Origin of the sequence: Pelomonas sp. V22 (genome assembly GCF_030014915.1) — a bacterium.
Lineage (GTDB): Bacteria > Pseudomonadota > Gammaproteobacteria > Burkholderiales > Burkholderiaceae_C > JAUASW01.
Genome location: NZ_JAGIXS010000001.1, coordinates 603,771 through 627,452, shown reverse-complemented (window position 1 = coordinate 627,452; position 23,682 = coordinate 603,771). Strand labels below are relative to the sequence as shown.

Below are 23,682 nucleotides of genomic sequence, written 5' to 3'. Positions count from 1 at the left end.
GGGGAGGGTGGGGCGCGCTGGCTATGATGCGCGCCTTGCCCCGACCCTGAAGCCCCATGCCGCTGGTTCATCCGCAGTTCAATCCCATTGCCTTGCAGTTAGGGCCGTTGGCCATCCACTGGTATGGCCTGACCTACCTGGCGGCTTTCGGCCTCTTCCTGTGGCTGGCCAACCGTCAGGTTGCCAAGCCCTGGCATGCCGCCGCAGGCTGGACGCGCCGGGACGTGGACGACCTCCTGTTCTTCGGCGTGCTCGGCGTGGTGCTGGGTGGGCGCCTCGGCTATGTGCTGTTCTACAAGCCGGCCTTCTACCTGGAGCACCCGCTCGATGCGCTCAAGGTCTGGGAGGGCGGCATGTCCTTCCATGGCGGCCTGCTTGGCGTGATCGTGGCGATGATTCTGTTCGCCCGCTTGCGCGGCCGCCGCTTCTTCGAGGTGACCGACCTGATCGCCCCTTGTGTGCCCACGGGCCTCGGGGCCGGCCGCATCGGCAATTTCATCAACGGTGAGCTGTGGGGCCGTCAGGCGCCCGCAGACCTGCCCTGGGCCATGGTGTTCCCGCAGGCTCACGAGGCCGTGCCGGTGGCGCGCCATCCTTCGCAGATCTACCAGCTGATCGGCGAGGGTGTCTTCCTCTTCCTGTTGCTGTGGTTCTATGCCCGCGCGCCGCGCCGTACCGGCCAGGTTTCGGGCCTGTTCCTGATCGGCTACGGCGCCCAGCGCTTCGTCACCGAATTCTTCCGCGAGCCCGATTCCTTCCTCGGCTACCGCGCGCTGAACCTCAGCCAGGGCCAGTGGCTGTCGGTGCCCATGATCGTGGCCGGCATTGCGATCTGGGCGTGGGCCTCGCGCAAGAAGGGAGCTTGAGCCATGCGTCAGATCTTTTTCGACACCGAAACCACCGGCCTGCATGCCGAGGGCGGCGACCGCGTCATCGAAGTGGGTTGCGTGGAGATGGTCAACCGCCAGCTGACCGGCAACAACTTGCACCTCTACATCAACCCCGAGCGGGCCAGCCATGAGGACGCGCTGCGTGTCCACGGCCTGACCGAGGCCTTCCTGTCCGACAAGCCCAAGTTCGCCGAGATTGCCGAGCAATTGCTCGGCTTTCTGGCAGGCGCCGAGCTGGTCATCCACAACGCGCCTTTCGACATCGGCTTCATCAATGCCGAGCTGAAGCGCCTGAAGAAGCCGCCGATCACCGACATCGTGGGCAGCGTGCGCGACACGCTCTTGATGGCGCGCGACATGTTCCCCGGCAAGGCCAATTCGCTGGATGCGCTGTGCCGCCGGCTCGAGGTCGACAACAGCAAGCGCGAACTGCACGGCGCCTTGCTGGACGCGGAGCTGCTGGCCGAGGTCTACATCCGCCTGACCCGCGGCCAGGACGCGCTGCTGATGGACGAGGCGTCCGACAGCAATGCGACTGGTGCGGATGATCTGGGCCCGGTCGCCATCGACTTCAGCCGCTTCGAGCTGCCGGTACCGCAGGCTTCTGCCGACGAGTTGGCGGCCCACGACGCGGTGCTGGCCGACCTGGACAAGGCCTCAGGCGGCAAAAGAATCTGGCAAGTTGCTGGCGCTTGAAATTTTCCATGGCATAATCGCGGGCTTCCCGGTTGGTGGCTGATGACGAGTCAGCTGCTAGTTGAAAAAGACGCGACAAAACCGGGCGGTTAGCTCAGCGGTAGAGCACTGCCTTCACACGGCAGGGGTCGCAGGTTCGAACCCTGCACCGCCCACCAGAATTCAAGAGTCCGGCAATCGTATCGGCCTCACCAGTTCTGAAATGTGTCGCATCAGTTGTCGTAATTCCCGGTACCCAATACCGGGGCGGTTAGCTCAGCGGTAGAGCACTGCCTTCACACGGCAGGGGTCGCAGGTTCGAACCCTGCACCGCCCACCAAGGTCTCAAGCCTTTGAAACGCCCCGACGGTCTCTGACCGCCGGGGCGTTCTTCATTCCGGGCTCGGTACAAACCCCCGCACGCTGTCGGTGGGTTTGAAGTCAATATCCGTCCATGGTGATATTTGAATTCAATGCCTTGGACCAGGCCTGGAGTTGCCGGTGAGTGCCGAGCACGAGCCGGGCCGCACGGGGCGCCTGATCAAGGCGCCGGAGAATTTCATTGACGCGGCTGGCGTGCGCCAGGTCTTTGCCGAGGCCAAGGCGAGCCGGCGCGGCTTTCTGCGCCAGGCCTTCACGGCGGCGGCAGCAGCCGGTGCAGCGCCTCTGGTCTTGGCCCAGTCCAAGCCGGCGGGCGAGGGCGATCCCAACATCCTCGAGTTGCCCGAGCACAGCAAGGGCCTGGGCCAGCCGGTGGTGACCGATGGCTATGGCAAGCCCTCCAAGTACGAATCCAATGTGCAGCGGCGCCAGAGCCCGGGCCTGACGCAAACGGCGCAGGCCTCCGTGTCCTTCGCGCCGCTGCAATCGCTGTTCGGCATCGTCACGCCCAGCGGCCTGCATTTCGAGCGCCACCACCAGGGCTGGTGGGACATCGACCCCAGCAAGCACCGCCTGATGATCAATGGCTCGGACGCCAAGCTCTTGAAGCAGGCCCTGGTGTTCACCATGGACGAGCTGATGCGCCTGCCCTCGGTTTCGCGCTTCCACTTCATCGAATGCGGCGCCAACACCGGCATGGAATGGGGCAATGTGGCCGTGCCGACGGTGCAGTACTCGCATGGCATGCTGAGCTGCAGCGAGTTCACCGGCGTGCCGCTGCGCGTCCTGCTCGACATGGCCGGCGTCGACTACAAGCGTGCCCGCTATGTGCTGGCGGAGGGTGCCGACGGCTCTTCGATGTCACGCACCATCCCGATGGAGATGGTGGAAAGCGGCGAGGTGCTGGTGGCCTATGGCCAGAACGGCGAAATGCTGAGGCCGGAGAACGGCTATCCGCTGCGCCTCGTGGTGCCCGGCGTGCAGGGTGTGAGCTGGGTGAAGTACCTGCGCCGCATCGAGGTGGGCGACCAGCCCTGGGCGACCAAGGACGAGGCCATCCACTACATGGACCTGATGCCAGGCGGCCAGCACCGCCAGTACACCAGCATCCAGGAATGCAAGAGCGTGGTGACCACGCCTTCCGGGGGCCAGGTCTTGCTCGACAAGGGCTTCTACAACATCAGCGGCCTGGCCTGGTCGGGCCGGGGCAAAGTGAGGAAGGTCGATGTCTCGGTCGATGGCGGGCGCAACTGGCGCACGGCACGGCTGGAGGGTCAGGTGATGAGCAAGTGCCTGACCCGCTTCAACATCGACTGGACCTGGGATGGCCAGCCGGCGCTGATACAGAGCCGGGCGACTGACGACACCGGCTTCGTGCAGCCCAGCTACCGCCTGCTGCGCGAGGTGCGCGGCAGCCGTTCGATCTATCACAACAATGCGATCCAGACCTGGCTGGTGCAAGCGGATGGCGAGGTGCGCAATGTGCAACTGGGCTGATCTGCGCCGCCTGGGTGCCTTGCTGCTGCTCGGCCTGTTCGCTGGCCTGGCGGCGGCTCAGGCCAAGGTCTACGAAGGCATTGGCCGACCGGCCACACCCAAGGAAATTGCGGCCTGGGACATCGACGTGCGGCCCGACTTCAAGGGCCTGCCCAAGGGCAGCGGCACGGTGGCGCGCGGCCAGGCGGTCTGGGAGGGCAAATGCGCCCAATGCCATGGCACCTTTGGCGAGAGCAGCGAGGTCTTCAATCCGCTGGTCGGCGGCACGACGGCTGAGGACGTCAAGACCGGCCATGTGGCGCGCCTGAACGACAAGGCCTACCCGAGCCGCACCACGCTGATGAAGGTGGCCACGGTCTCGACGCTGTGGGACTACATCAACCGCGCCATGCCCTGGAACGCGCCCAAGTCCCTGAAGCCCGACGAGGTCTATGCGGTGACGGCCTATTTGCTGAACCTGGGCGATGTGCTGCCCGCCGACTACGAGCTGTCGGACCGCAACATCGCCGAGGTGCAGGCCCGCATGCCCAACCGGCTCGGCATGAGCCTGGACCACAAGCTGTGGCCGGGCAGCATGGCGAAAGCCAAGGGCCCCGACACGCACAACAGCGCTTGCATGAAGGACTGTCCTGTCGAAACGCGGCTCGCCTCGTCCTTGCCCGAACACGCCCGCAATGCCCATGGCAACCTGGCCGAGCAGAACCGAGGCGTGGGTGCGCAGCGCGGCGCCGACACCAGCCGCCCGGCCGGCAGCCCGGTCCTGCCCGCGCCGCCCAAGCCGGCAGCTGCAGCACAAGCGGCCATGCCAACGGCGCTTCTCAACAAGCACAGCTGCAGCGGCTGCCATGGCCTGGAAAGCCGCGTGGTCGGCCCCTCGTTCCGGGAAGTGGCCAAGCGCTATGCCGGCCGTGCCGACGCCGAGAGCTATCTGGCCGGCAAGATCCGCAGCGGCGGTACGGGCGTCTGGGGCAGCATGCAAATGCCCGCCCAGTCGCTCGGCGAGGCCGATGCTGTCATGATTGCGCGCTGGCTGGCGGCGGGCGCACCGCGCTGAACCGCCGGCCCTGAATTCGATTCCAACGAAGGAGACTGACGATGATCGCTAACCGCCGAGAAATGCTGGCGACCAGCGCCAAGGTGGCCTCGCTGATGCTGGCCTCTGGCCTGTTCGGCAAGGCGGCTGAAGCCGCTGGTCCGATGGCCGGCAAGGGCGTGTTCGAGGCCAAGACCCTGGCCGACGTGGCCCGTCTGCTCGGCTATGCCGCACCGGTCGAGAGCCGTGACGTGACGATCACGGCGGCCGACATCGCCGAGAACGGCGCCGTCGTCCAGATGGCCGTGGCCAGCACCCTGCCCAACATCAAGCAGCTGATGCTGCTGGTCGAGAAGAACCCCGCGCCCCTGGTGGCGGTGTTCAATCTCACGCCCGAGGTCGAGCCCTCGGTCAAGGCGCGCGCCAAGATGGGCCAGTCTTCCAATGTGTTCGCTGTGGCGGTGACCCACGACAACAAGGTCTTGTTCGCGCAGAAGGAAGTCAAGGTCACGCTCGGGGGATGTGGCGGCTGAGCCCCACTTCCTTTAGCACAACGCAACACATATCAGGAGAACACCATGGCAGATCCGATGCGCATCCGCGCCCAGGCCAGTGGCGACAAGGTCAATGTGAAGGTGCTGATGGCCCACGAAATGGAGTCCGGTCAGCGCAAGGACAGCGCGGGCAAGACCATTCCCGCCTGGCACATCAACGAGGTCACGGCCTCGCTCAACGGCAAGGTGGTCATGACGGCCGAATGGGGAGCTTCGGTCTCCAAGAACCCGTTCACCGAGTTCACCATCAAGGGCGGCAAGGCCGGCGACAAGGTCAGCATCAGCTGGACCGACAACAAGGGTGACAAGCGCACCGACGAAGCCGTCGTGACCTGAGCCTGCGGCTCCCGAGACATTGCTCGAACAACAAGAGCGCCGGGCCACGCGCCTCGCGTCAAACGGAGACAAGCGATGAAGTTGAGAACGCTGATTCATGCGGCACTGGCAGTTGGCCTGGCCGGTTCCTTCGGCGCGGCCCTCGCGCAGAAGAGCTCGGCCGAGGCGATTGCCGAGTACCGCGCCATGCTGGCCGACGGCAACCCCGCCGAGCTGTTCGAGGCCAAGGGCGAGGCGCTCTGGAAACAGAAGCGCGGCGCCAAGAACGCATCCATGGAGCGCTGTGACCTGGGCAAGGGCCCGGGCGTGGTGAAGGGCGCTTTTGTCGAGCTGCCGCGCTGGTTTGCCGACACGCAGAAGGTGCAGGACCTGGAGTCACGCCTCCTGACCTGCATGAGCACGCTGCAGGGCCTGGATGCGGCCGAGATTGCCAAGACGCCGTTCGGCAAGGGCGAGCAGGCCAACATGGAGGCCCTGGTCGCCTGGATCTCCTCCGAGTCGCGCGGTTCGCGCATGAACCTGCCGCAAGCCCATGCGCAAGAGCGGCGCATGTATGAGCTCGGCAAGCGCGCCTTCTTCTTCCGCGGCGGGCCCATGGATTTCTCCTGCGCCTCCTGCCATGGCGAGGACGGCAAGCGCATCCGCATGCAGGACTTGCCCAACCTCACCAAGAACCCGGGCGACGGCATTGGCTTCGCCGCCTGGCCGGCCTACCGCGTCTCCAGCGGCGAGCTGTGGAGCATGCAACGGCGCCTGAACGACTGCTACCGCCAGCAGCGCTTCCCCTATCCGGGCTATGCCTCGGAAGTGACCGTGGCCCTCGGGGTCTACATGGGCGTCAATGCCAAGGGGGCCGAGTCCATCGCCCCGGGCCTCAAGCGCTGATCAAGCCACAAGGAGACAAGCGATGAAGACCCTCCCATCCCTGGTGCTTGGCGCGGTGGCCCTGGCCGGTTGCGCCAGCCTGCCGGGCTCGGCCGAGCTCGATGCGCAGGCACTCGCCATGCTGCAGGCCTCGTTCCGCGACGAAGGCATTGCCACCACCCAGCGCCTCAACCAGGACCTCGGTCAGCAGGCCTGTTCCAGCGACCAGCAGCCCAGCGAGGCCGTGGCCAAGCAGATCGAGACCGAGGCCCTGGCCTCGATCAAATGGCCGGCCGGCGGCCAGTACATCGGCGACTGGAAAGAAGGCGAGAAGCTGGCCCAGAACGGCCGTGGCATGACCTGGACCGACAAGTCCGCCGCCCCCGCCAGCAATGGCGCCAGCTGCTACAACTGCCACCAGATCAGCAAGGAAGAGCTGTCCTTTGGCAGCATCGGCCCCAGCCTCTACAACTACGGCAAGATCCGTGGCGTCAAGGACGTGGCCGACCCAGCCACTGCGCCCATCGTCCAGTACACCTGGACCAAGCTGTGGAATTCCAAGGCCTACAACGCCTGTTCCAACATGCCGCGTTTCGGCCACATGGGTCTCCTGGACGAGCAGCAGATCCGCCATGTGATGGCCTTGCTGCTGGACCCGCGCTCGCCGGTCAACCAGTGAGCGCCGGCAGCCCAGCATGAGCCTTTCCAAGCGCGAATTCCTGCAGACCTTGTCGGCCGCTGCGGTAGCCGGCCTCAACCTCGGCCGCCATGCCGAGGCCGATGCGGCCACGGCCGAAGCGGGGCTCTACGAGCTGCCACGCTTCGGTCAGGTGTCCTTGCTGCACATGACGGACTGCCACGCGCAGTTGCTGCCGCTGCGCTTCCGCGAGCCCAGCGTCAACCTGGGCGTGGGTGGCATGCGCGGCCAAACGCCACACCTGGTGGGCGAGGCCTTGCTGAAGAGCGCGGGCCTGCGCCCGGGTTCGCTGCCTGCCCATGCCTTCAGCTGCCTGGACTTCGAACGCGCCTCCAAGCGCTACGGCAAGGTCGGCGGCTTTGCTCACCTGTCCACCCTCGTCAAGCGCATGAAGGCCAGCCGCCCCGGCGCGCTGCTGCTGGACGGCGGCGACACCTGGCAGGGCTCGGCCACCTCGCTGTGGACGGCGGGCCAGGACATGGTCGATGCCTGCAAGCTGCTCGGCGTGGACGTGATGACCGGCCACTGGGAGTTCACCTATGGCATGGAGCGGGTCAAGGAGATCCTCGACAAGGACTTCAAGGGACGGCTCGACTTTGTCGCCCAGAACGTCAAGACCGCCGATTTCGGCGATCCGGTGTTCAAGCCCTATGTGATGCGCGAGATCAACGGCGTGCCCTGCGCCGTCATCGGCCAGGCCTTTCCCTACACGCCCATCGCCAACCCGCGCTACCTGGTGGCCGACTGGTCGTTCGGCATCCAGGAAGAGGGCGTGCAGGCCATGGTCGATGAAGTGCGCGGCAAGGGAGCCCAGGTCGTGGTCCTCTTGTCGCACAACGGCATGGACGTGGACCTGAAGCTGGCCTCTCGCGTGCGCGGCATCGACGCCATCCTCGGTGGCCACACGCATGACGGCGTGCCGGTGCCGGTGCCGGTCAAGAACGCTGGCGGCACGACGCTGGTCACCAATGCTGGCAGCAACGGCAAGTTCCTCGGCGTGCTGGATTTCGAGGTGAAGGGCGGACGGGTCAGCGACTTCCGCTACAAGCTCCTGCCGGTCTTTGCCAACATGCTGAAGCCCGATGCGGAGATGCAGGCGCTGATCACCAAGCTGCGCAAGCCCTACGAGGCGAAGCTCTCCGAGCAGCTCGCCGTCAGCGACGGCCTCTTGTACCGGCGCGGCAATTTCAACGGCAGCTGGGACCAGCTGATCGTCGATGCGCTGATGGAGCAGCAGGGCGCCGAGATCGCCTTCTCGCCGGGCTTCCGCTGGGGCAGCAGCCTCTTGCCGGGCGAGGCCATCACGCGCGAGCTGATGATGGACCAACTGGCCACCACCTACTCCTACGCCACGCTGACCGAGATGACGGGCGAGACCATCAAGACGGTGCTGGAAGACGTCTGCGACAACCTCTTCAACCCTGACCCCTACTACCAGCAAGGGGGCGACATGGTGCGTGTGGGCGGTCTCAGCTATGCCTGCGAGCCGGGCGCCGCCATGGGCTCGCGCATCCAGGACATGCGCTTGAACGGCAAGCCCATCGAGGCCGGCAAGCGCTACAAGGTGGCCGGCTGGGCGCCAGTGGCCGAAGGCGCGCGTGAGCAGAGCGGCGGCCGCATGGTCTGGGACCTGGTCGAGCCCTGGCTCAAGAACCACGGCCGTGTCAGCACGCGCCGCATCAACACGCCGAGGCTGATCGGCGTGCAGGGCAACCCCGGCCTGCTGGCCTGAGCCCGTGGGCCTGCTGGAAACCTGGATCGAGTCGCTGGGCCAGGCACGGGCCCTGGGTGTGGGTGGTTTGCTGATAGGCCTGGCGTTCGGCTTTTTCGCCCAGCGCTCGCGCTTCTGCCTGCGGGCCGCGACCATCGAGTTCGCGGCCGGCATGCCGGGTGGCAAGCTGACGGTCTGGCTGTTTGCCTTTGCCACTGCCTTGCTTGCCACACAAGGTCTGCTGGCCCTGGGGCTGGCCGATGTGAGCACGGCACGCCAGTTGGCGGCGCGCGGCAGTCTGTCGGGCGCGGCCGTGGGCGGTGCGCTGTTCGGCGTGGGCATGATCCTGGCGCGTGGCTGCGCCAGCCGCCTGCTGGTGCTGGCCGCCCAGGGCAATCTGCGCGCGCTGCTGTCGGGCCTGGTGTTCGCCGTGACGGCACAGGCCGCCTGGACGGGCATGCTGGCGCCGCTGCGCGGGTGGATCTCGGGCTGGTGGACCGTCGAGGGCGGCCCCGCCCGCGACCTGATTGCCATCACCGGCCTGGGACGCGCCGGCGCGCTGGCCCTGGGCCTGCTCTGGCTGCTGGCCGCGATCCGCTGGGCCCGTCGCCAGCGCGTGCCTCCTTGGGGTTGGCTGGGCGCCGTGGTGATAGGCCTGTGCGTCGCGGCAGCCTGGGCCTACACCTCCTTTGTTGCGAGCCTGGGGTTGGAGGCCGAAGCCGTGCCCGTGCAGGCGCTCAGCTTCACCGGCCCCTCGGCCGAGCTGCTGGTGCGCGTGCTATTTGCTTCCGACCGACCGCCCAGCTTCGACCTCGGCCTGATACCCGGCGTCTTCGTTGGCGCGCTGCTGGCGGCTGCGCTGTTCGGCGAGCTGAAGCTCGAAGGCTTTTCAGGGGGCGCCAGCATGCGCCGCTACCTACTCGGTGCCTTGCTGATGGGCTTCGGCGGCATGTTGGCCGGGGGCTGCGCGGTCGGCGCGGGCCTGTCGGGTGCGGCGGTGTTCACGGTCACGGCCTGGGTCACGCTGTCGGCGATCTGGCTGGCGGCGGCCGTGACGGACCGGCTGGTCGACCATCGCGCACCGGGCGTCGAGCATCCGCCGCTGGACCAGGCCTTGCCCTAGGATTTTCGATGCCCCTGTGTATGCCCCCTCGCAGTCTCCGCAGCCTGCTGCCTGTCTTGCTGGCGATGCTGCTGCTCCCGCTGAACGTATCGGCCCAGTCCCTGCAACTTCAGCAACTCAATGCCCAGGCCTGGATGGTGCAGGGCGAATCGGCTCTCGGCACGGCGGCGAACCGCAACAACATCTCCAATGCGGCCTTCGTCGTCACCAGCGAGGGCGTGCTGGTCTTCGATGCGCTCGGCTCGCCCGCGCTGGCCGAGGAACTGATTGCCGCCATCGGCCGGATCACGCCGCAGCCGATACGCAAGCTGGTGCTGAGCCATTACCACGCCGACCATGTCTACGGCCTGCAGGCCTTCAAGGCGCTGGGGGCCGAAGTGATTGCCCATGAGCAAGGGCGCACCTACCTGTATTCCGAGACGGCGGCGCTGCGCCTGCAGGCCAGCCGCGAGCAGCTGAAGCCCTGGATCAACGAGCAGACCAGGCTGGTGCCGGCGGACCGCTGGATAGCCGGCCCGCTGACGCTGACGCTGGGCGGCCTCGATTTCCAAATCATGCCGGTGGGCCCGTCCCATACACCCGAGGACCTGGTCGTCTACGTGCCCCAGCTCAAGCTGCTGCTGGCCGGCGACCTGGTGTTCCGCGGGCGGATTCCCTTCGTCGGCCAGGCCGACAGCGGCCGCTGGATCGTTGCGCTGGACCGCTTGCTGGGCTTCGATGCCGAGCTGATCGTGCCCGGCCATGGGCCGCTGTCGACGACCGCGCGGGCCGACCTCCAGTTGACCCGCGACTACCTCGCCTACCTGCGCCAGACCATGGGCGCGGCGGCGCGCGAGATGGAGCCTTTCGACGAGGCCTACGCACGCACCGACTGGTCGCGCTTCGAGAAGCTGCCGCTGTTCGGCGCAGCCAACCGCATCAACGCGTACAACACCTACCTGCTGATGGAGCAGGCAAGACCGTGATCAGGCTTGCCGGCTGAGCGGCGCAGCGGCCTCGCCACCGTATTGCTCGAAGGCATCGAGCGCATGGGCTGCGTACATCAGCGCAGGCCCGCCGCCCATGTAGACGCACATGCCCAGCATCTCCTCGAACTCGGCGCGGCTGCACCCCAGCTTGACCAGGGCCTCGGCATGGAAGCCGAGGCAGGGGTCGCAGCGCGCCGCCACCGACAGCGCCATGGCGATCAACTCCTTGTGCTTGCGGTCGAGGGCACCTTCGCGCCCAGCCGCCTGGGCCAGGGCCGAGAAGCCGCGCAGTGTGTCGGGCATGTCGGCGCGCAGCCGCGCCAGCGAGGCCGAGACCTCGGCGGTGATCTCACGGTATTGCTTGGGCATGGTGTCGTGTCCATCAGTTGATGCGCATATGTTCGGCCGTGCGCACCGCAGACAGCTTGATCCAGGCCAAGGCCGTGTCGCCAAGCGCAGCGGCGGCAAAGAATAGAATCGCGCCACCGCCTCTGGAGCACCGCCGTCCATGGATGCCAATCCGCTGCAAGACAAGGTTTTCGAGTCCGTCGCCGAGCTGTTTTCGCTGCTCTCGACGCCGATTCGCCTGAAGATCATCAGCGCGGTCTGCCACGGCGAGAAGAACGTCTCCGAGCTGCTGGGCGAGATCGAGACCACGCAGCCCAATATGTCGCAGCACCTCTCCACGCTGTACCGCAGCGGCGTGCTGGCCAAGCGGCGCGAGGGCACCCAGATTTACTACCGATTGCAGAGCGAGCGCACGGCCGCCTTGTGCCGGGCCGTCTGTACCCAGGTGGCCATTGAGCTCGACCCCGGCGCCGAGCTCGAGGTCAAGGAAAGGCTGATGCCGGCCACGGCGCGCTGAAACCGGCGCGGCCCGTTTTCTTGCAGCGGCTCAGCCGCCGGCCTCGTCAGCCGATGCCCGCTCGGGCGCTACGCGTGGGATGCGCACCAGCATGTGGCAGCCCTTGCCGGGCGCGCTGATCACCTCGATGCTGCCGCCCAGCACATTGGTGACGATGTTGTGCACGATGTGCATGCCGAGGCCCGAGCCGCCGGTGCCGAGCTTGGTGGTGAAGAAGGGGTCGAAGATCTGGCGTCGCACTGATTCGTCCATGCCGCGGCCGTCGTCTTCCACGCTCACTTCCACCTCGTCGTCACTGATGCGCCGACTGCTGATGCGCACCTTCCCTTGCTCCAGCCCGTCGAAGCCATGCAGCAGGGCGTTCATCAAGAGGTTGGTGAGTACCTGGCCGAGGGCGCCGGGGTAGCTGTCCAGCAGCAGGCCGGGCTGCAGCTCGGTGACGATCTCGTAGCGCGTGCGCTTGAAGCTGGGTTCCACCATCACCAGCTGGCTCTCGACGACGCGGGTCAGGTCGAACTCGCCGCGCGCATCGTTGGTCTGGTTGATCGCTACCTGCTTGAAGTCGCGCACCAGGTCGGCGGCCTTTTGCACATTGCGCTGCAGGATGTCCTGCCCCCGCCGCGTGTCCTTGACCAGCTCCTCGAGCAGGCTGCGCCGTATCGGCGTCTGCGAGCTCATCATCTGGTCGAGCTGGTTGTAGCGGTCTTCGAGGGCCGAGACCACGGTGAGGGCGTTGCCCAGCGGCGTGTTCAGCTCATGGGCCACGCCGGCCACCAGGCGGCCCAAGGAGGCCAGCTTCTCGGCCTCGACCAGCTCGCGTTGCGCGGTCTGCAGGTTGCGCAGTGTGGTCGTCAGCTCGTTGTTGGCGCGGGTCAGTTCATTGGTGCGCTGGGAGACCTGGTCTTCCAGCGTGTTGTTGTGCATGCGCAGCGATTCGAAGGCCGCCAGCAGGGCCTGGCGCATGCGCTCCATGGCGGTGCCGACGCGGGCGATCTCGTCGTCGCCGCCGGCCACCTCCAGCGGCTTCTCGAGGTGGCCGGCGGCCAGCTCTTCGGCGGCGGCGCTGAGCCGGCTCATGGGCTGCAGCACGCGAGTGCGCAGCGCCACCAGCGTAGCCAGCGCGCAGATGATCAAGGTGGCGGCGGTGCGCAGCACCTGGTTCCAGAGATCGGCCCGCTTGCGCGCCAGGAAGGGCTCGGCGCTCATCACCACGGTCAGCTTGGCGATTTCGCGGCCGTCGCGTTGCACCGGGCGGGTTTCGCTCAGCGTCAGCTTGGGGTCGACGTCGGCGCGCTGCGGCGTCTCGTAGAAGGGCTTGGGATTGGAGGGCTCGACCACCAGCACCGAGACGAAGCGCGGGTCGTTAACCTGGGCCTTGATCATCGGCTCGGCCAGGTCAGGCGAGACCTGCCAGACCGGCTCGGCCAGCGACAGGGCCAGCACCTCGGTGCTGCGGCTCAGGTCACGTTGCAGGTCTTCCTTGGCCACGCTCTCGGCGTAGTTCATCTCGAGCACCAAGGAGGCGATGGTGGGCAGCAGCAGGCCGAGGCCCAATGCCGCTACCACCGCATAGCGCAGGGAAGACTGTTTCAGCAGCAAGACGACTCACTCCCGAGTAATCGCCGCTCGCAGGCGGCTGTGCGGGCCGAGATTAGCAGATAGTCGCCGCGCTCAAGACCTGGTTCGCCACATCAGGCCGCTGCGCGTGCGGCCAGCACCGTCACGCAGTTGCGGCCGCTGCGTTTTGATGCGTAAAGCGCACGGTCGGCACGATCAAAGAACTCGTTGGCGCTCTCGCCCATGGCGAGCTGGGTGACGCCGAAGGACAGGGTGACGCGCTCGTCGTCCTGCTTGCTCGAGCCCCGGCGTATGCGGCCGGCGGCGATGCTGGCCCGCAACTGCTCGGCGAGGGCCTGGGCCTGTTGCAGCGTGCTGCCGGGCAGCAGCACGGCGAACTCTTCGCCACCCACGCGCGCAGCGAGCGCCGGTGCAGCGGCCAGGCCCTTGAGGGTCTGGGCCACACCGCGCAGCACCTGGTCGCCGAAGGCATGGCCGTAGCTGTCGTTCAGGCGCTTGAAGAAATCGATGTCGCCGAGCATCAGGCAGGGCGCCTGCAGGCTCTCACCGCTCTGGATGGCCTGGGCCAGCTCCTGGTCGAAGGCGCGGCGATTGGCCAGGCCGGTGAGGGCGTCCACCAGCGCTTCATTGCGCGCCTGTTCGACCTCGCGGCGCAGTTCGGCGATCTCATGGCGGCTGGCATCGAGCTTGTGCTGCAGCGACTCCATCACCCCGCTCAGCTCGCGCACGCCGGAGAGGATCTCGCGTACCGTCTCGGCCGGTGCGGCATCCTTCTCCAGCTTCAGCGACAGCTCGTTCAGCTCGTTGCCGAAACGTGCCGTGTGGTCGCCCGCATGGGCGGCCGAGGCGGAGATGCCGTTCAGCACGCGCTGAAAGCCTTCGCTGATGCGGCGGGCGCCGGGCGTGTCCCATTCACCCACATGGCTGGTGTAGAGGCTCCAGGTCTGGGCCTCGTCCAGCGTGGCGCCGCCTTGCAGCGCCTGGTTCATCGCGTGGCGCAGGTCGGGGTTGCGGCCACTGACGTACTCGTACCAGATGGCGTAGCTGGTGGGATGCAGGGCGGCGCTCTGGCGCGTCATCTGCGCCAGGGCTGCGCGCAGGTGCTCGGCACTGCGCTCCATGCTGTCTGTGTATCTCATCGGTCGAACTCCATACGACGACTCCCCGGCGACCACGCCCCAAGGCTCTCGCGGCCGGGGTCTGACGAATTCAAGGTCGGAGCATCGGCCAAGCGAGGGCGGGTTTGTAAGGATCTTGGGGGCGTTGACCGCACGCGATGGCGATAGGCGTGCGGACTTCACGGCCCCGCGCCCGAGTGGTTGCAAAATTGCCGCACTCAACACAGGAGACGGTCATGAGCGAACGAGTGAGCGGCATCGGCGGCATCTTCATCAAGGCGCGCGACGCGGCCAGCCTGCGCGATTGGTACCGCAAGCACCTGGGCCTGGACATCGCTGCCTGGGGCGGCGCGGCCTTCATGTGGCAGACGCCGGAGCGCCATGAGCCTGACGGCATGACGCTGTTCACCATCTTTGACGGCGACACGAAGTACTTCGCGCCGAGCAACTCGCCCTTCATGATCAATTTCCGTGTGCCCGACCTGCAGGGCCTGCTGGCCGCGCTGCGGGCTGAGGGCTGCCAGGTGGACGACAAGGTGGACGAGAGTGAATACGGCAAGTTCGGCTGGGTGATGGACCCCGAGGGCAATCGCATCGAGTTGTGGGAGCCGCCCCGCAGTTGAGGGGGAAGGGCAGGTGGCGGGGGTGGGGAATGCCCCGGGGTAACCCTGAGTAACCAGCGGCGACAATCCGGCCCGGTTGTTTTTTGACCCCCGAGCGAGGCGGCGGTGCCATCAGCACCCGGCCCTCGCAGTTTGTCTTCCTCTACTGAGGTTCAGATTTGAGCTCGACCACCACCATCCTGAAGCCGGGCGCCGCCGCGTCTGGCGCCGGCAGCGCGGCCACGCCGCACACCATCCTCGGACACCCCGACGCACTGTTCGTCCTCTTCTTCACCGAAATGTGGGAGCGCTTCTCCTACTACGGCATGCGCGCGCTGCTGGTGCTGTTCCTGACCGCCACCACGCTGAACGGCGGCTGGGGCTGGACCACCCAGGAAGCCGGCAAGCTCTACGCCTGGTACACGGGCCTGGTCTACCTCACGCCCATCATCGGCGGCTACCTGGCCGACAAGGTGCTGGGCCTGCGCCGCGCCATCGTGATCGGCGGCCTGATGATCGCCGCCGGCCACATTTCGCTGTTTCTTGAGAGCAAGCCGAGCTTCTTCCTCGGCCTCTCCCTCGTGGTGCTGGGCACCGGCCTGTTCAAGCCGAACATCTCGGCCATCGTGGGCCAGCTCTACGGCAAGGACAACGAAGGTGGCCGTGACAGCGGCTACACGCTGTTCTACATGGGCGTGAACTCGGGTGCCTTCTTCGGCATCCTGCTGTGCGGCTACATCGGCGAGAAGATCTCCTGGTCTTACGGCTTCGGCCTGGCTGCGGTCTTCATGATCCTCGGCGCGCTGCAGTTCTATTTTGGCCAGGGCATCTTCGGCAAGATCGGCCTCAGCCTCTCGCAAGCCAAGGCTGAAGAGGCGCCGGTGGTCGAAGAGGCGCCGGCCAACGTGGTGAAGGACCGCCTGAAGGCCATCTTCACCTTCTCCTTCTTCACCATCTTCTTCTGGTTCGCCTTCGAGCAGGCCGGCGGTTCGATGACCATCTTCGCGCGTGACTTCACCGACCGCAGCCTCACCGGCTCGACCGGCACAACCTTCAAGATCGTCAACACGCTGATCACCGTCATCCCGCTCTTGATCCTGACCTGGCTGCTGATCAAGCTGTTCTTCGGCACGGCCAAGCGCTACCTGCTCTCGAACCTGCTGCTGGTCGGCTGCATTGGCGGCATCTGGTACCTGACGGTCTGGATGCTGAGCCGCGAGTTCGCCAACCAGGATTCCAGCGTGCCGGCCAGCTGGTTCGGCATCCTGAACAGCCTGTTCCTGGTGGTGCTGGCACCGATGTTCTCCAAGCTTTGGGGCAAGTACTGGAACCCGAGCGGCCCGATCAAGTTCGGCCTCGGCCTGGTGATGCTGGGCCTTGGCTTCGCCTGCCTGTCCTATGGCGCCGCCGGCATCCCGAACGGTGCCAAGACGGCCCAGGTCAGCATGATCTGGCTGACCCTGGCCTACCTGCTGCACACCATGGGCGAGCTGTGCCTGTCGCCGGTGGGCCTGTCCTACATCTCCAAGCTGGCGCCGCCGCGCCTGCTGGGCCTGATGTTCGGCGTCTGGTTCCTGAACACCTTCATTGGCAACTTCCTGGCCGGCATGACGGGCTCCTACATCGAGCACATCGCCCACGCCTACTCGATGTCGACCTTCTTCCTGATCTTCACCATCATCCCGATCGCCGCCGGCCTCGTGATGATGCTGTTGAACAAGTGGATGCAACGCAAGATGCACGGCATCCATTGACCTGAGCCTAGCTTCATGAGCACCGCCGCCCCTGGTTCAGGCCACGGGCGGCGACTTTCTTTCGGCACTGCAATTTCTTCACGTTTTGCCGGCAACGGCACCGGGATTCCACCGGTGTTCGTGCGAGACCCGCCCGCCACAATGCGCCACATTTCAACAAGAGGGGTGGGCGATGAGGAAGCTGGGCCTGATGGTGTCCGCCGTGGCGATGGCATTGCTGGGCAGCGCTGCCCAGGCGCAGATCAAGATCGGGCAGACCGCTGATTTCAGCGGCCCCTCGGCCTTGATCGCGCAGCAGAACCGCGATGGCGCCAAGCTCTATTTCGACCAGATCAATGCCACCGGCGGCGTGGGCGGCCAGAAGATCGAGCTGCTGACGCTGGACGACAAGTTCGACCCCAAGAACAGCGCCGCCAATGCCAAGACCCTGATTGACCAGGGCGTGCTCGCCTTGTTCATGACCGGTGGCACCTCGCAGAACGAGGCCATCCTGCCGCTGCTGGCCCAGCACAAGCTGGCCCTGGTGGCACCCACCAGTGGCGCCTTGCTGCTGCATGACCCGGTCAATCCTTATGTGTTCAATGTGCGCGCCGGTTACCACCGCGAGGCCGAGCGGGCCGTGGCCCATCTGCGCAACATGGGCGTGCAAAGCCTCACCGTGCTGCAGTCCGAAGACAAGTTCGGCAACGACGCGGCCCAGGCAGCACTGCGTGGCCTGAGCGCTGCCGGCATGCGGCCGCGTGCGCACCTGAAGTTCTCGCCGAATGCGGCGGCCTACCAGGCCCTCGCGCAGCAACTGGCCAAGGCCGACATGCAGGCCGTGCTGCTGGTCTGCGAGGCCGATGCCGCCGCCGGTTTTGTGGCCGCGCTGCGCAATGCCGGCTCCATGGCTCAGGTCGTGACCCTGTCCAACAATGCGAGCCCGGCTTTCGTGAAGCTGCTGAAGGAGCAGGGCCGGGGCGTCATCGTCACCCAGCTGTTCCCGAACGAGCGCTCCGCCTCCACCGAGCTGGTGCGCCAGGCCCAGGAGCAGGCCAAGGCGCGCGGCCTTGGTGAACTGAGCGCGGCCCACCTGGAAGGCTTTGCCTCGGCCAAGGTGCTGGTGGAAGGCCTGCGCCGCGCCGGCAAGGACCTGAACCGCATCGGCCTCGTCAAGTCGCTGGAGAGCATCCAGCGCTACGACCTCGGCGGCCTGGAGCTGAGCTTCAACAGCAAGAAGCACAGCGGCCTTGATTTCGCCGACATCGCCATCATCGGCCCCGACGGAAAATTTTGGCGTTGATGATGTGCTGATGCACATCAAGGACGGCGCGCGCTCGCGCCGTCAGCATGGCGGCTTTTCTCCAAGCCGCCATGCCTGCCACTTCCATTCCTGCCGATCTTGATTCGCTGCTGCAGCGCAGCGGCCTGCGTGCGCTGAGCCTGCGTGGCCGGCGCCTGCTGCCCATCGTGCAGGGCGGCATGGGCGTGGGAGTGAGCGCCCAGCGGCTCGCGGGCAGCGTGGCCGCCTTGGGCGCGATGGGCACCTTGAGCTCGGTGGACCTGCGGCGCCACCATCCCGACCTGATGGCTCGCACCGAAGGCCATTGCCATGGCGATGAAGCCAAGCGCGTGATCAACGAGGCCAACATCGAGGCCCTGGGCCGCGAGATCGCCGGTGCGCGCGAGCGCAGCGAAGGTCGGGGCCTGGTGGCGCTGAACATCATGCGCGCGGTCAGCGAGTACGCGGCCTCGGTCAGGAAGGCGTTGGAGTGCGGCATCGACGCCATCGTGGTCGGCGCCGGCCTGCCGCTGGACCTGCCCGAGCTGGCCCAAGACCATCCGGACACCGCCCTCATTCCCATCCTCAGCGATGCGCGCGGCGTGCAGCTGATCGTCAAGAAATGGGAGCGCAAGAAGCGCCTGCCGGATGCCATCGTGATCGAGCATCCGCGCCTCGCAGGCGGCCACCTGGGCGCGGCCCGCATCGCCGACCTGAACGACCCGCGCTTTGATTTCGAGCGCGTCATTCCCGAGTGCCGCGAGTTCTTCCAGCGTGCGGGCCTGGACATTCCCCTGATCGCTGCCGGCGGCGTGCGCAGCTTCGAGGACATCGCGCGGCTGCAGGCCCTCGGCGCAGCCGGCGTGCAGCTGGGTACGCCGTTCGCGGTGACGCTGGAGTGTGACGCGGATGAGGCCTTCAAGCGCGTGCTGGCCGAGGCCCGCGATGAAAACATGGTCGAGTTCACCAGCGTGGCCGGCTTGCCGGCCCGCGCCGTGGCCACGCCCTGGCTGCGCGCCTACCTGAAGGCCGAGCCCAAGCTGCAGGCCGTGGCCCAGCTGAAGAGCCGCTGCACCAAGGCCTTCGACTGCCTGGCCCAGTGCGGCCTGCGCGACGGCCTCAAGGACTGGGGCCAGTTCTGCATCGACAACCAGCTCGCCGCCGCGCTGCGCGGCGACACGGCCAAGGGTCTGTTCTTCCGCGGCCAGGGCAGCCTGCCCTTCGGCAAGCAAGTGCGCAGCGTTCGTGACTTGATGAGTCGGCTGCTCACGCCGTTGGAAGCGCCCTTGGCCGCACAAGGCCTCTGACAGAATGGGCCGATGCCCGGCTCGCCTTCTTCGTCTTCCAGTCCTGCTGCTTCCGTTGTCCCTGGGTTGATGCTGGCGGGTGCCGGCTCGATCGCCTTCTCGGGCAAGGCCATCATCGTCAAGCTGGCCTACCGCCACGGCGTCGATGCGGTCACCTTGATCATGCTGCGCATGCTGTTTGCGCTGCCGATGTTCCTGCTGCTGGCCTGGTGGGCGGGGCGCGGCAAGCCGCCGCTCACGCGGCGTGACTGGCTGGCCTTGCTGGGCCTAGGCTTCTCGGGCTACTACCTGGCGAGCTACCTTGACTTCGCGGGCCTCGCCTATATCAGCGCCAGCTTCGAGCGCCTGATCCTTTATCTCAACCCGACCCTGGTGCTCTTCCTCAGCTGGGCCCTGCTTGGCAAGCGCGTGCAGGCGCGCCAGCTGTGGGCGCTGGCCATCAGCTATGCCGGCGTGCTGGTGGTGTTCGGCCAGGAGCTGCACCTGCAGGGCAGCGATGTGATGCTGGGCGCGGCCCTGGTGTTCGGCAGCGCGCTCAGCTATGCGCTCTACCTGATGTACAGCGGTGAGGAGGTGCGCCGGCTCGGCGCGCTGCGCCTCACCGGCCTCGCCACCTCGGTGGCCTGCGTGCTGTGCATTGCCCAGTTCCTGCTGTTGCGGCCGGTCTCGAGCCTCGCGGAGGTGGCGCCGACTGTGCTGTGGCTGTCCCTTCTCAATGCGACAGCCTGCACCTTCGCGCCTGTGCTGATGGTGATGATGGCCATCGAGCGCATAGGCGCCACGCTGGCCGCGCAGACCGGCATGATCGGCCCGATGTCCACCATCCTCATGGGCGTGCTGATACTCGGCGAGCCTTTCACGCCCTGGGTGGCGGCCGGCACGGTGCTGGTGATGGGCGGCGTCTGGCTGCTGACGCGTTGGCGCTGATCCAACAGTCTGTGGATGGGGGCTCCCGGCGAGCTGCATGCCGGGCTGAGAATCCCTGGCAGGTCATCGTTGGGACTTGCTGATGCTGTGGATACGCCGCGTACTTTGGGGTCTGTTGCTGCTGATTGCCTTGCTGGCGGCGGCTTTGTATCTGGGGCTGAGGGGCAGTCTGGCGCAACTGGACGGTGAGGCCACCAGCGCCGTCCAGGCACCGGTGGAACTGCTGCGCGACGAGCGCGGCTACCTCACGGTCAAGGCCGAGAGCGAGCTCGATGCCGTGCGCGGCCTCGGCTTCGTGCATGGCCAGGAGCGCTTCTTCCAGATGGACCTGATGCGGCGCAATGCCGCTGGCGAGCTCTCCGCCCTGGTCGGCGCCAAGGCCTTGCCGCTGGACCAGGGGCGGCGCCTGCATGCCTTCCGCCAGCGTGCCGAGCGCATCCTCGCCGGACTGCCGGCCGAGCAGCGCCGCCTGCTCGAGGTCTATGCCGAGGGCGTCAACGAAGGCCTGCAGCGCCTCACGGTGAGGCCCTTCGAATACGGCCTGCTGCGCCAGTCGCCCTTGCCCTGGCCGCCGCCCGACTCGCTGCTGGCCGTCTATGGCATGTACCTGGACCTGCAGAGCGCCCAGGGGCGCGACGACCTGGCCATGGCCTTGCTGAAATCCAGCGTCAGTGCCGACTGGTACGCCTTCCTGACTCAGCACAGCGCCGACTGGCAGGCATCGCTGGATGCGAGCCCGGTGCAGGCCCTGGCCATTCCCGCAAGCCCGTGGCCCTGGCGTGCGCTGAGCACGGCCTGCAGCGATTGCGAGCTGCGCGACAGCCGCGACATCGGCAGCAACAACTTCGCCGTTGCCGCCTCGCGCAGCCGCCATGGCGGCGCCATCCTCGCCGACGACATGCACCTCGGCCTGCGCGTGCCCGGCACCTGGTTCAAGGCCAGCCTGCAATGGAAGCGCGATGGCCGCGAGTGGCGGGTCAGTGGCGTCAGCCTGCCCGGCACACCGGCCATCGTGGCCGGCAGCAATGGCCACATCGCCTGGGGCTTCACCAATGCCACGGCCGACTGGGCCGATGTGGTGGCCTTGAAGCTGAATGCCGCTGGCACCCACTACCAAACGCCGCAGGGCGAGAAGCCGCTGCAGCGCCGCGTCGAGCGCATTGCTGTGGCCGGTGGGGCGCCGGTGGAGGTGGAGTTCAAAGACAGCGAATGGGGTCCCTTGCTCGCCGCGCCCTTCGAAGGCTATGCGCTGCGCTGGGTGGCCCACGACCCCCAGGCGCTGAACTTCCGCGTGCAGGACCTGGGCCGCGCCGCCAGCCTCGACGAGGCCATGAAGATCGCCGTCGGTGCCGGGCTGCCCGCCCAGAACATGCTGGTGGCCGATGCCAGTGGCCGCATTGGCTGGACCCTGGCCGGCGCCGTGCCGCTGCGCCACCTGCCCGACCTCGACACGCCGCAGGACTGGAGCGTGGCCGGCCAGGGTTGGCAGGGCTATGCCGGCTTCGAGCAGCATCCGCGCCTGCTCGATCCGGTTGACGGGCTCTTGTGGACGGCCAATGCCCGCGTGGTCGGCGGCGAGATGCTGGCTCTCATCGGCAATGGCGGCTATGACCTCGGCGCGCGCGGGCAGCAGATCCGCGACGACCTGCGTGCTGCGCCCAAGCATGAAGAGGCCTCGCTGCATGCGATCCAGCTGGACCGGCGTGCCGTCTTCCTGCAGCGCTGGCGCCAGCTGCTGCTGGAACAGGTGCTCAAGCCCGAGTTCATGGCGGCGCATGACCTGGGGGCGTATCGCGGCTTCGTCGAGAGCAGCGCCGCAGAGGCCGCGCCCGATGCCGTGGGCTACACGTTGGTGCGCGCCTTCCGTGATCGAGTGCTGGAGCAGCTGTTCGCGCCGCTGGCGGCCCAGCTGGAAGCGAAGCAGCTGCGCGTGCGCGACCTCAAGTGGGTGCCTGAGACGCCCGGCTGGGCCCTGCTGCAGGCCCGCCGTGAAGATGCCCTGCCCAAGGGCTTCAAGACCTGGGACGAGTTCCTGCGTCAGGCCGTGCTGGACAGCCGCAACGCCGTGCTGAAGAAAACGCCCGCGCTCGCCGATGCCGGCTGGGGGCAGCACAACCGTGCCGCCATCCAGCATCCCTTGAGCAGCGCCGTGCCTTGGCTTGCGGCCTGGCTGGACATGCCGGCCACACCCATGGGCGGCGACCGCCACATGCCGCGCGTGCAGGTGGGCAGCCATGGCCAGAGCGAGCGCATGGTGGTGTCGCCAGGCCGCGAGGAGCAGGGCATCCTCGCCGTGCCAGGCGGCCAGTCGGGCCATCCGCTGTCGCCCTTCTACCGGGCCGACCACGAGGCCTGGCTGCAAGGGCAGGCCTTGCCCTTCATGCCGGGTGAGATGCGGCATCGCCTGCTACTGCGGCCGGGCTCCTGAATCGGCCTGAACTGCATATCGGCTTCAGGGGCTGGCGCCGATTTCCGGGCGGCGCAAGAATCCGGGCGATCCCTCACTTTGCAATCTTGGAGTCTTGCGATGAGCATCCTGAACAAGAAGACCTCGGCCCTGCTGGCAGCCCTCGGCCTGTTGCAACTGGCCCTGCTGCCCACGGCCGCACGTGCCGAGGACGAGTCCAAGGTCGAAACCTGCCCCAAGAAGCTGGGCGCGATCGCGGTGGTCGAGCCGCAGCAGGGCTGGGCGCACATCTCGTCCTACGGCCTCGGCTCGCCCTCGGCGCTCTTGCGCCTGATGATCCAGAAGTCCGGCTGCTTCGACGTGGTCGAGCGCGGCCAGGCCATGGCCAATATCCAGCAGGAGCGCGCGCTGGCAGCGGGCGGCGAACTGCGCCAGGAGTCCAACGTCGGCAAGGGTCAGATGCAGACGGCCGACTTCGTGATGACCCCGAATGTGCAGGTCGGTGCCAAGACCACCGGCGGCATCGGCGGCTTCCTGGGCGGCAAGCTCGGCGTGCTCGGCGCCATTGCCGGTGGCCTCAAGTTCAAGGAAGCCTCCACCAGCCTGATGATTGCCGATGTGCGCTCCAGCATCCAGGTGGCGGCCGCCGAAGGCAAGGCCAGCAAGACCGATTTCTCGGTCGGCAGCTGGGGCTATGGCGGCGGCGTGGTCGGCGGCATGGGCGGCTACACCAGCACGCCCGAGGGCAAGGTGGTGGCGGCCAGCTTCCTCGACAACTACAACAAGATCGTCGTCGAGATCCGCGACAAGGACAGCCTGATCAAGACCAGCAGCGCCTCCAGCGACGTGAACGCCGCCGGCTCCACAAAGGCCGAGGCACCGCAGCAGGCCGGCCAGGTCCTGCATGCCAAGATCGCCAACGTCAAGGTCTATGCCGACGCTTCGCGCGACTCCAAGGTCGTGGCCACGCTGAGCAAGAACGACGACCTGGTGGCCAGCGGCGAGGCCAAGAACGGCTTTGTGCGCGTTGATGCGGCCAACTTCAGCGGCTGGGTGCAGCGCACCCTGGTCGGGCCCTGATCAGGCGCGGCAAGCGCTTCTGAACTTGCCGTAGGAATTGGTTACGCCGCCGGA

At 66.9% G+C, this 23,682-nt stretch carries 22 protein-coding genes and 2 tRNA genes; 21 read left to right on the top strand and 3 right to left on the bottom strand.

Going from position 1 to position 23,682, the window contains the following annotated elements; genetic code table 11:
- Positions 1-56 precede the first annotated feature (56 nt).
- From lgt to J7U46_RS02715, 13 genes are all read left to right on the top strand, one after another.
- Entirely contained in the window at positions 57-866 is an 810-nt protein-coding gene (gene lgt, locus J7U46_RS02775; protein ID WP_282823298.1) for a prolipoprotein diacylglyceryl transferase, read from the top strand.
- A gap of 3 nt (positions 867-869) precedes the next feature.
- Positions 870-1,586: a DNA polymerase III subunit epsilon gene (gene dnaQ, locus J7U46_RS02770; protein WP_282823297.1), complete on the top strand. Its 717-nt coding sequence runs from the start codon at positions 870-872 to the stop codon at positions 1,584-1,586.
- A gap of 83 nt (positions 1,587-1,669) precedes the next feature.
- A tRNA-Val gene (locus J7U46_RS02765) sits at positions 1,670-1,744 on the top strand.
- 86 nt (positions 1,745-1,830) lie between these two features.
- Positions 1,831-1,905, top strand: a tRNA-Val gene (locus tag J7U46_RS02760).
- Between the two features lie 161 nt (positions 1,906-2,066).
- A complete protein-coding gene (gene soxC, locus J7U46_RS02755; protein ID WP_282823296.1) occupies positions 2,067-3,443 on the top strand; it encodes a sulfite dehydrogenase in 1,377 nt (458 codons plus the stop codon).
- On the top strand, positions 3,427-4,497 hold the full coding sequence (locus J7U46_RS02750; RefSeq protein WP_282823295.1) for a c-type cytochrome: 1,071 nt from the start codon (positions 3,427-3,429) through the stop codon (positions 4,495-4,497). Before soxC ends, J7U46_RS02750 begins: the two co-directional genes overlap by 17 nt.
- A gap of 41 nt (positions 4,498-4,538) precedes the next feature.
- Positions 4,539-5,009, top strand: a complete 471-nt coding sequence (soxY, locus tag J7U46_RS02745) for a thiosulfate oxidation carrier protein SoxY (RefSeq protein ID WP_282823294.1) — start codon at positions 4,539-4,541, stop codon at positions 5,007-5,009.
- Positions 5,010-5,054: 45 nt separating this feature from the next.
- Positions 5,055-5,366: a thiosulfate oxidation carrier complex protein SoxZ gene (gene soxZ, locus J7U46_RS02740; RefSeq protein ID WP_282823293.1), complete on the top strand. Its 312-nt coding sequence runs from the start codon at positions 5,055-5,057 to the stop codon at positions 5,364-5,366.
- A gap of 75 nt (positions 5,367-5,441) precedes the next feature.
- On the top strand, positions 5,442-6,251 hold the full coding sequence (soxA, locus tag J7U46_RS02735) for a sulfur oxidation c-type cytochrome SoxA (RefSeq protein ID WP_282823292.1): 810 nt from the start codon (positions 5,442-5,444) through the stop codon (positions 6,249-6,251).
- A gap of 22 nt (positions 6,252-6,273) precedes the next feature.
- The gene (soxX, locus tag J7U46_RS02730; protein WP_282823291.1) at positions 6,274-6,909 is read left to right on the top strand and encodes a sulfur oxidation c-type cytochrome SoxX; all 636 of its coding nucleotides are present in this window, start codon (positions 6,274-6,276) and stop codon (positions 6,907-6,909) included.
- Positions 6,910-6,925: 16 nt separating this feature from the next.
- Positions 6,926-8,659: a thiosulfohydrolase SoxB gene (gene soxB, locus J7U46_RS02725; protein ID WP_282823290.1), complete on the top strand. Its 1,734-nt coding sequence runs from the start codon at positions 6,926-6,928 to the stop codon at positions 8,657-8,659.
- A gap of 4 nt (positions 8,660-8,663) precedes the next feature.
- Positions 8,664-9,761: a YeeE/YedE family protein gene (locus J7U46_RS02720; protein WP_282823289.1), complete on the top strand. Its 1,098-nt coding sequence runs from the start codon at positions 8,664-8,666 to the stop codon at positions 9,759-9,761.
- A gap of 65 nt (positions 9,762-9,826) precedes the next feature.
- Entirely contained in the window at positions 9,827-10,726 is a 900-nt protein-coding gene (locus J7U46_RS02715) for an MBL fold metallo-hydrolase (RefSeq protein WP_282823288.1), read from the top strand.
- Here the strand turns inward: J7U46_RS02715 and J7U46_RS02710 are convergent, their stop codons facing one another.
- Positions 10,727-11,098 (bottom strand): carboxymuconolactone decarboxylase family protein, encoded by a 372-nt coding sequence (locus J7U46_RS02710; RefSeq protein ID WP_282823287.1) that lies wholly within the window; start codon positions 11,096-11,098, stop codon positions 10,727-10,729. It abuts the gene before it with no gap.
- A 139-nt stretch (positions 11,099-11,237) separates the two neighbouring features.
- Here J7U46_RS02710 and J7U46_RS02705 point away from each other — a divergent pair, with 139 nt between their 5' ends.
- Entirely contained in the window at positions 11,238-11,594 is a 357-nt protein-coding gene (locus tag J7U46_RS02705) for a metalloregulator ArsR/SmtB family transcription factor (RefSeq protein WP_282823286.1), read from the top strand.
- Between the two features lie 30 nt (positions 11,595-11,624).
- On the opposite strand, the gene J7U46_RS02700 is transcribed toward J7U46_RS02705, so the two are convergent.
- Together J7U46_RS02700 and J7U46_RS02695 are read right to left on the bottom strand one after the other, a co-directional pair.
- A complete protein-coding gene (locus J7U46_RS02700) occupies positions 11,625-13,193 on the bottom strand; it encodes a HAMP domain-containing sensor histidine kinase (RefSeq protein WP_282823285.1) in 1,569 nt (522 codons plus the stop codon).
- Between the two features lie 92 nt (positions 13,194-13,285).
- Positions 13,286-14,311, bottom strand: coding sequence for a GGDEF domain-containing protein (locus J7U46_RS02695; protein WP_282823284.1), 1,026 nt, complete (start codon positions 14,309-14,311; stop codon positions 13,286-13,288).
- Between the two features lie 215 nt (positions 14,312-14,526).
- Here J7U46_RS02695 and J7U46_RS02690 point away from each other — a divergent pair, with 215 nt between their 5' ends.
- From J7U46_RS02690 to J7U46_RS02660, 7 genes are all read left to right on the top strand, one after another.
- Positions 14,527-14,913, top strand: coding sequence for a VOC family protein (locus tag J7U46_RS02690; RefSeq protein WP_282823283.1), 387 nt, complete (start codon positions 14,527-14,529; stop codon positions 14,911-14,913).
- A 158-nt stretch (positions 14,914-15,071) separates the two neighbouring features.
- On the top strand, positions 15,072-16,646 hold the full coding sequence (locus tag J7U46_RS02685; RefSeq protein WP_282823282.1) for a peptide MFS transporter: 1,575 nt from the start codon (positions 15,072-15,074) through the stop codon (positions 16,644-16,646).
- Between the two features lie 172 nt (positions 16,647-16,818).
- Entirely contained in the window at positions 16,819-17,928 is a 1,110-nt protein-coding gene (locus tag J7U46_RS02680) for an ABC transporter substrate-binding protein (RefSeq protein WP_282823281.1), read from the top strand.
- Between the two features lie 71 nt (positions 17,929-17,999).
- A complete protein-coding gene (locus J7U46_RS02675; RefSeq protein ID WP_282823280.1) occupies positions 18,000-19,214 on the top strand; it encodes a nitronate monooxygenase family protein in 1,215 nt (404 codons plus the stop codon).
- Between the two features lie 69 nt (positions 19,215-19,283).
- Complete coding sequence (locus tag J7U46_RS02670) at positions 19,284-20,141, top strand: DMT family transporter (protein WP_349239481.1); 858 nt, start codon at positions 19,284-19,286, stop codon at positions 20,139-20,141.
- 82 nt (positions 20,142-20,223) lie between these two features.
- A complete protein-coding gene (locus J7U46_RS02665; RefSeq protein WP_282823278.1) occupies positions 20,224-22,569 on the top strand; it encodes a penicillin acylase family protein in 2,346 nt (781 codons plus the stop codon).
- Positions 22,570-22,668: 99 nt separating this feature from the next.
- Positions 22,669-23,628: an SH3 domain-containing protein gene (locus tag J7U46_RS02660; RefSeq protein ID WP_282823276.1), complete on the top strand. Its 960-nt coding sequence runs from the start codon at positions 22,669-22,671 to the stop codon at positions 23,626-23,628.
- Positions 23,629-23,682: the final 54 nt, after the last annotated feature.

Excerpts from the sequence above, each read along its gene's own strand:
- lgt (WP_282823298.1), top strand. The coding sequence starts at position 57 with ATGCCGCTGGTTCATCCGCAGTTCAATCCCATTGCCTTGCAGTTAGGG.
- dnaQ (WP_282823297.1), top strand. The coding sequence starts at position 870 with ATGCGTCAGATCTTTTTCGACACCGAAACCACCGGCCTGCATGCCGAG.
- J7U46_RS02750 (WP_282823295.1), top strand. The coding sequence starts at position 3,427 with ATGTGCAACTGGGCTGATCTGCGCCGCCTGGGTGCCTTGCTGCTGCTC.
- soxY (WP_282823294.1), top strand. The coding sequence starts at position 4,539 with ATGATCGCTAACCGCCGAGAAATGCTGGCGACCAGCGCCAAGGTGGCC.
- soxZ (WP_282823293.1), top strand. The coding sequence starts at position 5,055 with ATGGCAGATCCGATGCGCATCCGCGCCCAGGCCAGTGGCGACAAGGTC.
- soxA (WP_282823292.1), top strand. The coding sequence starts at position 5,442 with ATGAAGTTGAGAACGCTGATTCATGCGGCACTGGCAGTTGGCCTGGCC.
- soxX (WP_282823291.1), top strand. The coding sequence starts at position 6,274 with ATGAAGACCCTCCCATCCCTGGTGCTTGGCGCGGTGGCCCTGGCCGGT.
- soxB (WP_282823290.1), top strand. The coding sequence starts at position 6,926 with ATGAGCCTTTCCAAGCGCGAATTCCTGCAGACCTTGTCGGCCGCTGCG.
- J7U46_RS02715 (WP_282823288.1), top strand. The coding sequence starts at position 9,827 with ATGCTGCTGCTCCCGCTGAACGTATCGGCCCAGTCCCTGCAACTTCAG.
- J7U46_RS02710 (WP_282823287.1), bottom strand. The coding sequence starts at position 11,098 with ATGCCCAAGCAATACCGTGAGATCACCGCCGAGGTCTCGGCCTCGCTG.
- J7U46_RS02705 (WP_282823286.1), top strand. The coding sequence starts at position 11,238 with ATGGATGCCAATCCGCTGCAAGACAAGGTTTTCGAGTCCGTCGCCGAG.
- J7U46_RS02695 (WP_282823284.1), bottom strand. The coding sequence starts at position 14,311 with ATGAGATACACAGACAGCATGGAGCGCAGTGCCGAGCACCTGCGCGCA.
- J7U46_RS02690 (WP_282823283.1), top strand. The coding sequence starts at position 14,527 with ATGAGCGAACGAGTGAGCGGCATCGGCGGCATCTTCATCAAGGCGCGC.
- J7U46_RS02680 (WP_282823281.1), top strand. The coding sequence starts at position 16,819 with ATGAGGAAGCTGGGCCTGATGGTGTCCGCCGTGGCGATGGCATTGCTG.
- J7U46_RS02675 (WP_282823280.1), top strand. The coding sequence starts at position 18,000 with ATGCCTGCCACTTCCATTCCTGCCGATCTTGATTCGCTGCTGCAGCGC.
- J7U46_RS02670 (WP_349239481.1), top strand. The coding sequence starts at position 19,284 with ATGCTGGCGGGTGCCGGCTCGATCGCCTTCTCGGGCAAGGCCATCATC.
- J7U46_RS02665 (WP_282823278.1), top strand. The coding sequence starts at position 20,224 with ATGCTGTGGATACGCCGCGTACTTTGGGGTCTGTTGCTGCTGATTGCC.
- J7U46_RS02660 (WP_282823276.1), top strand. The coding sequence starts at position 22,669 with ATGAGCATCCTGAACAAGAAGACCTCGGCCCTGCTGGCAGCCCTCGGC.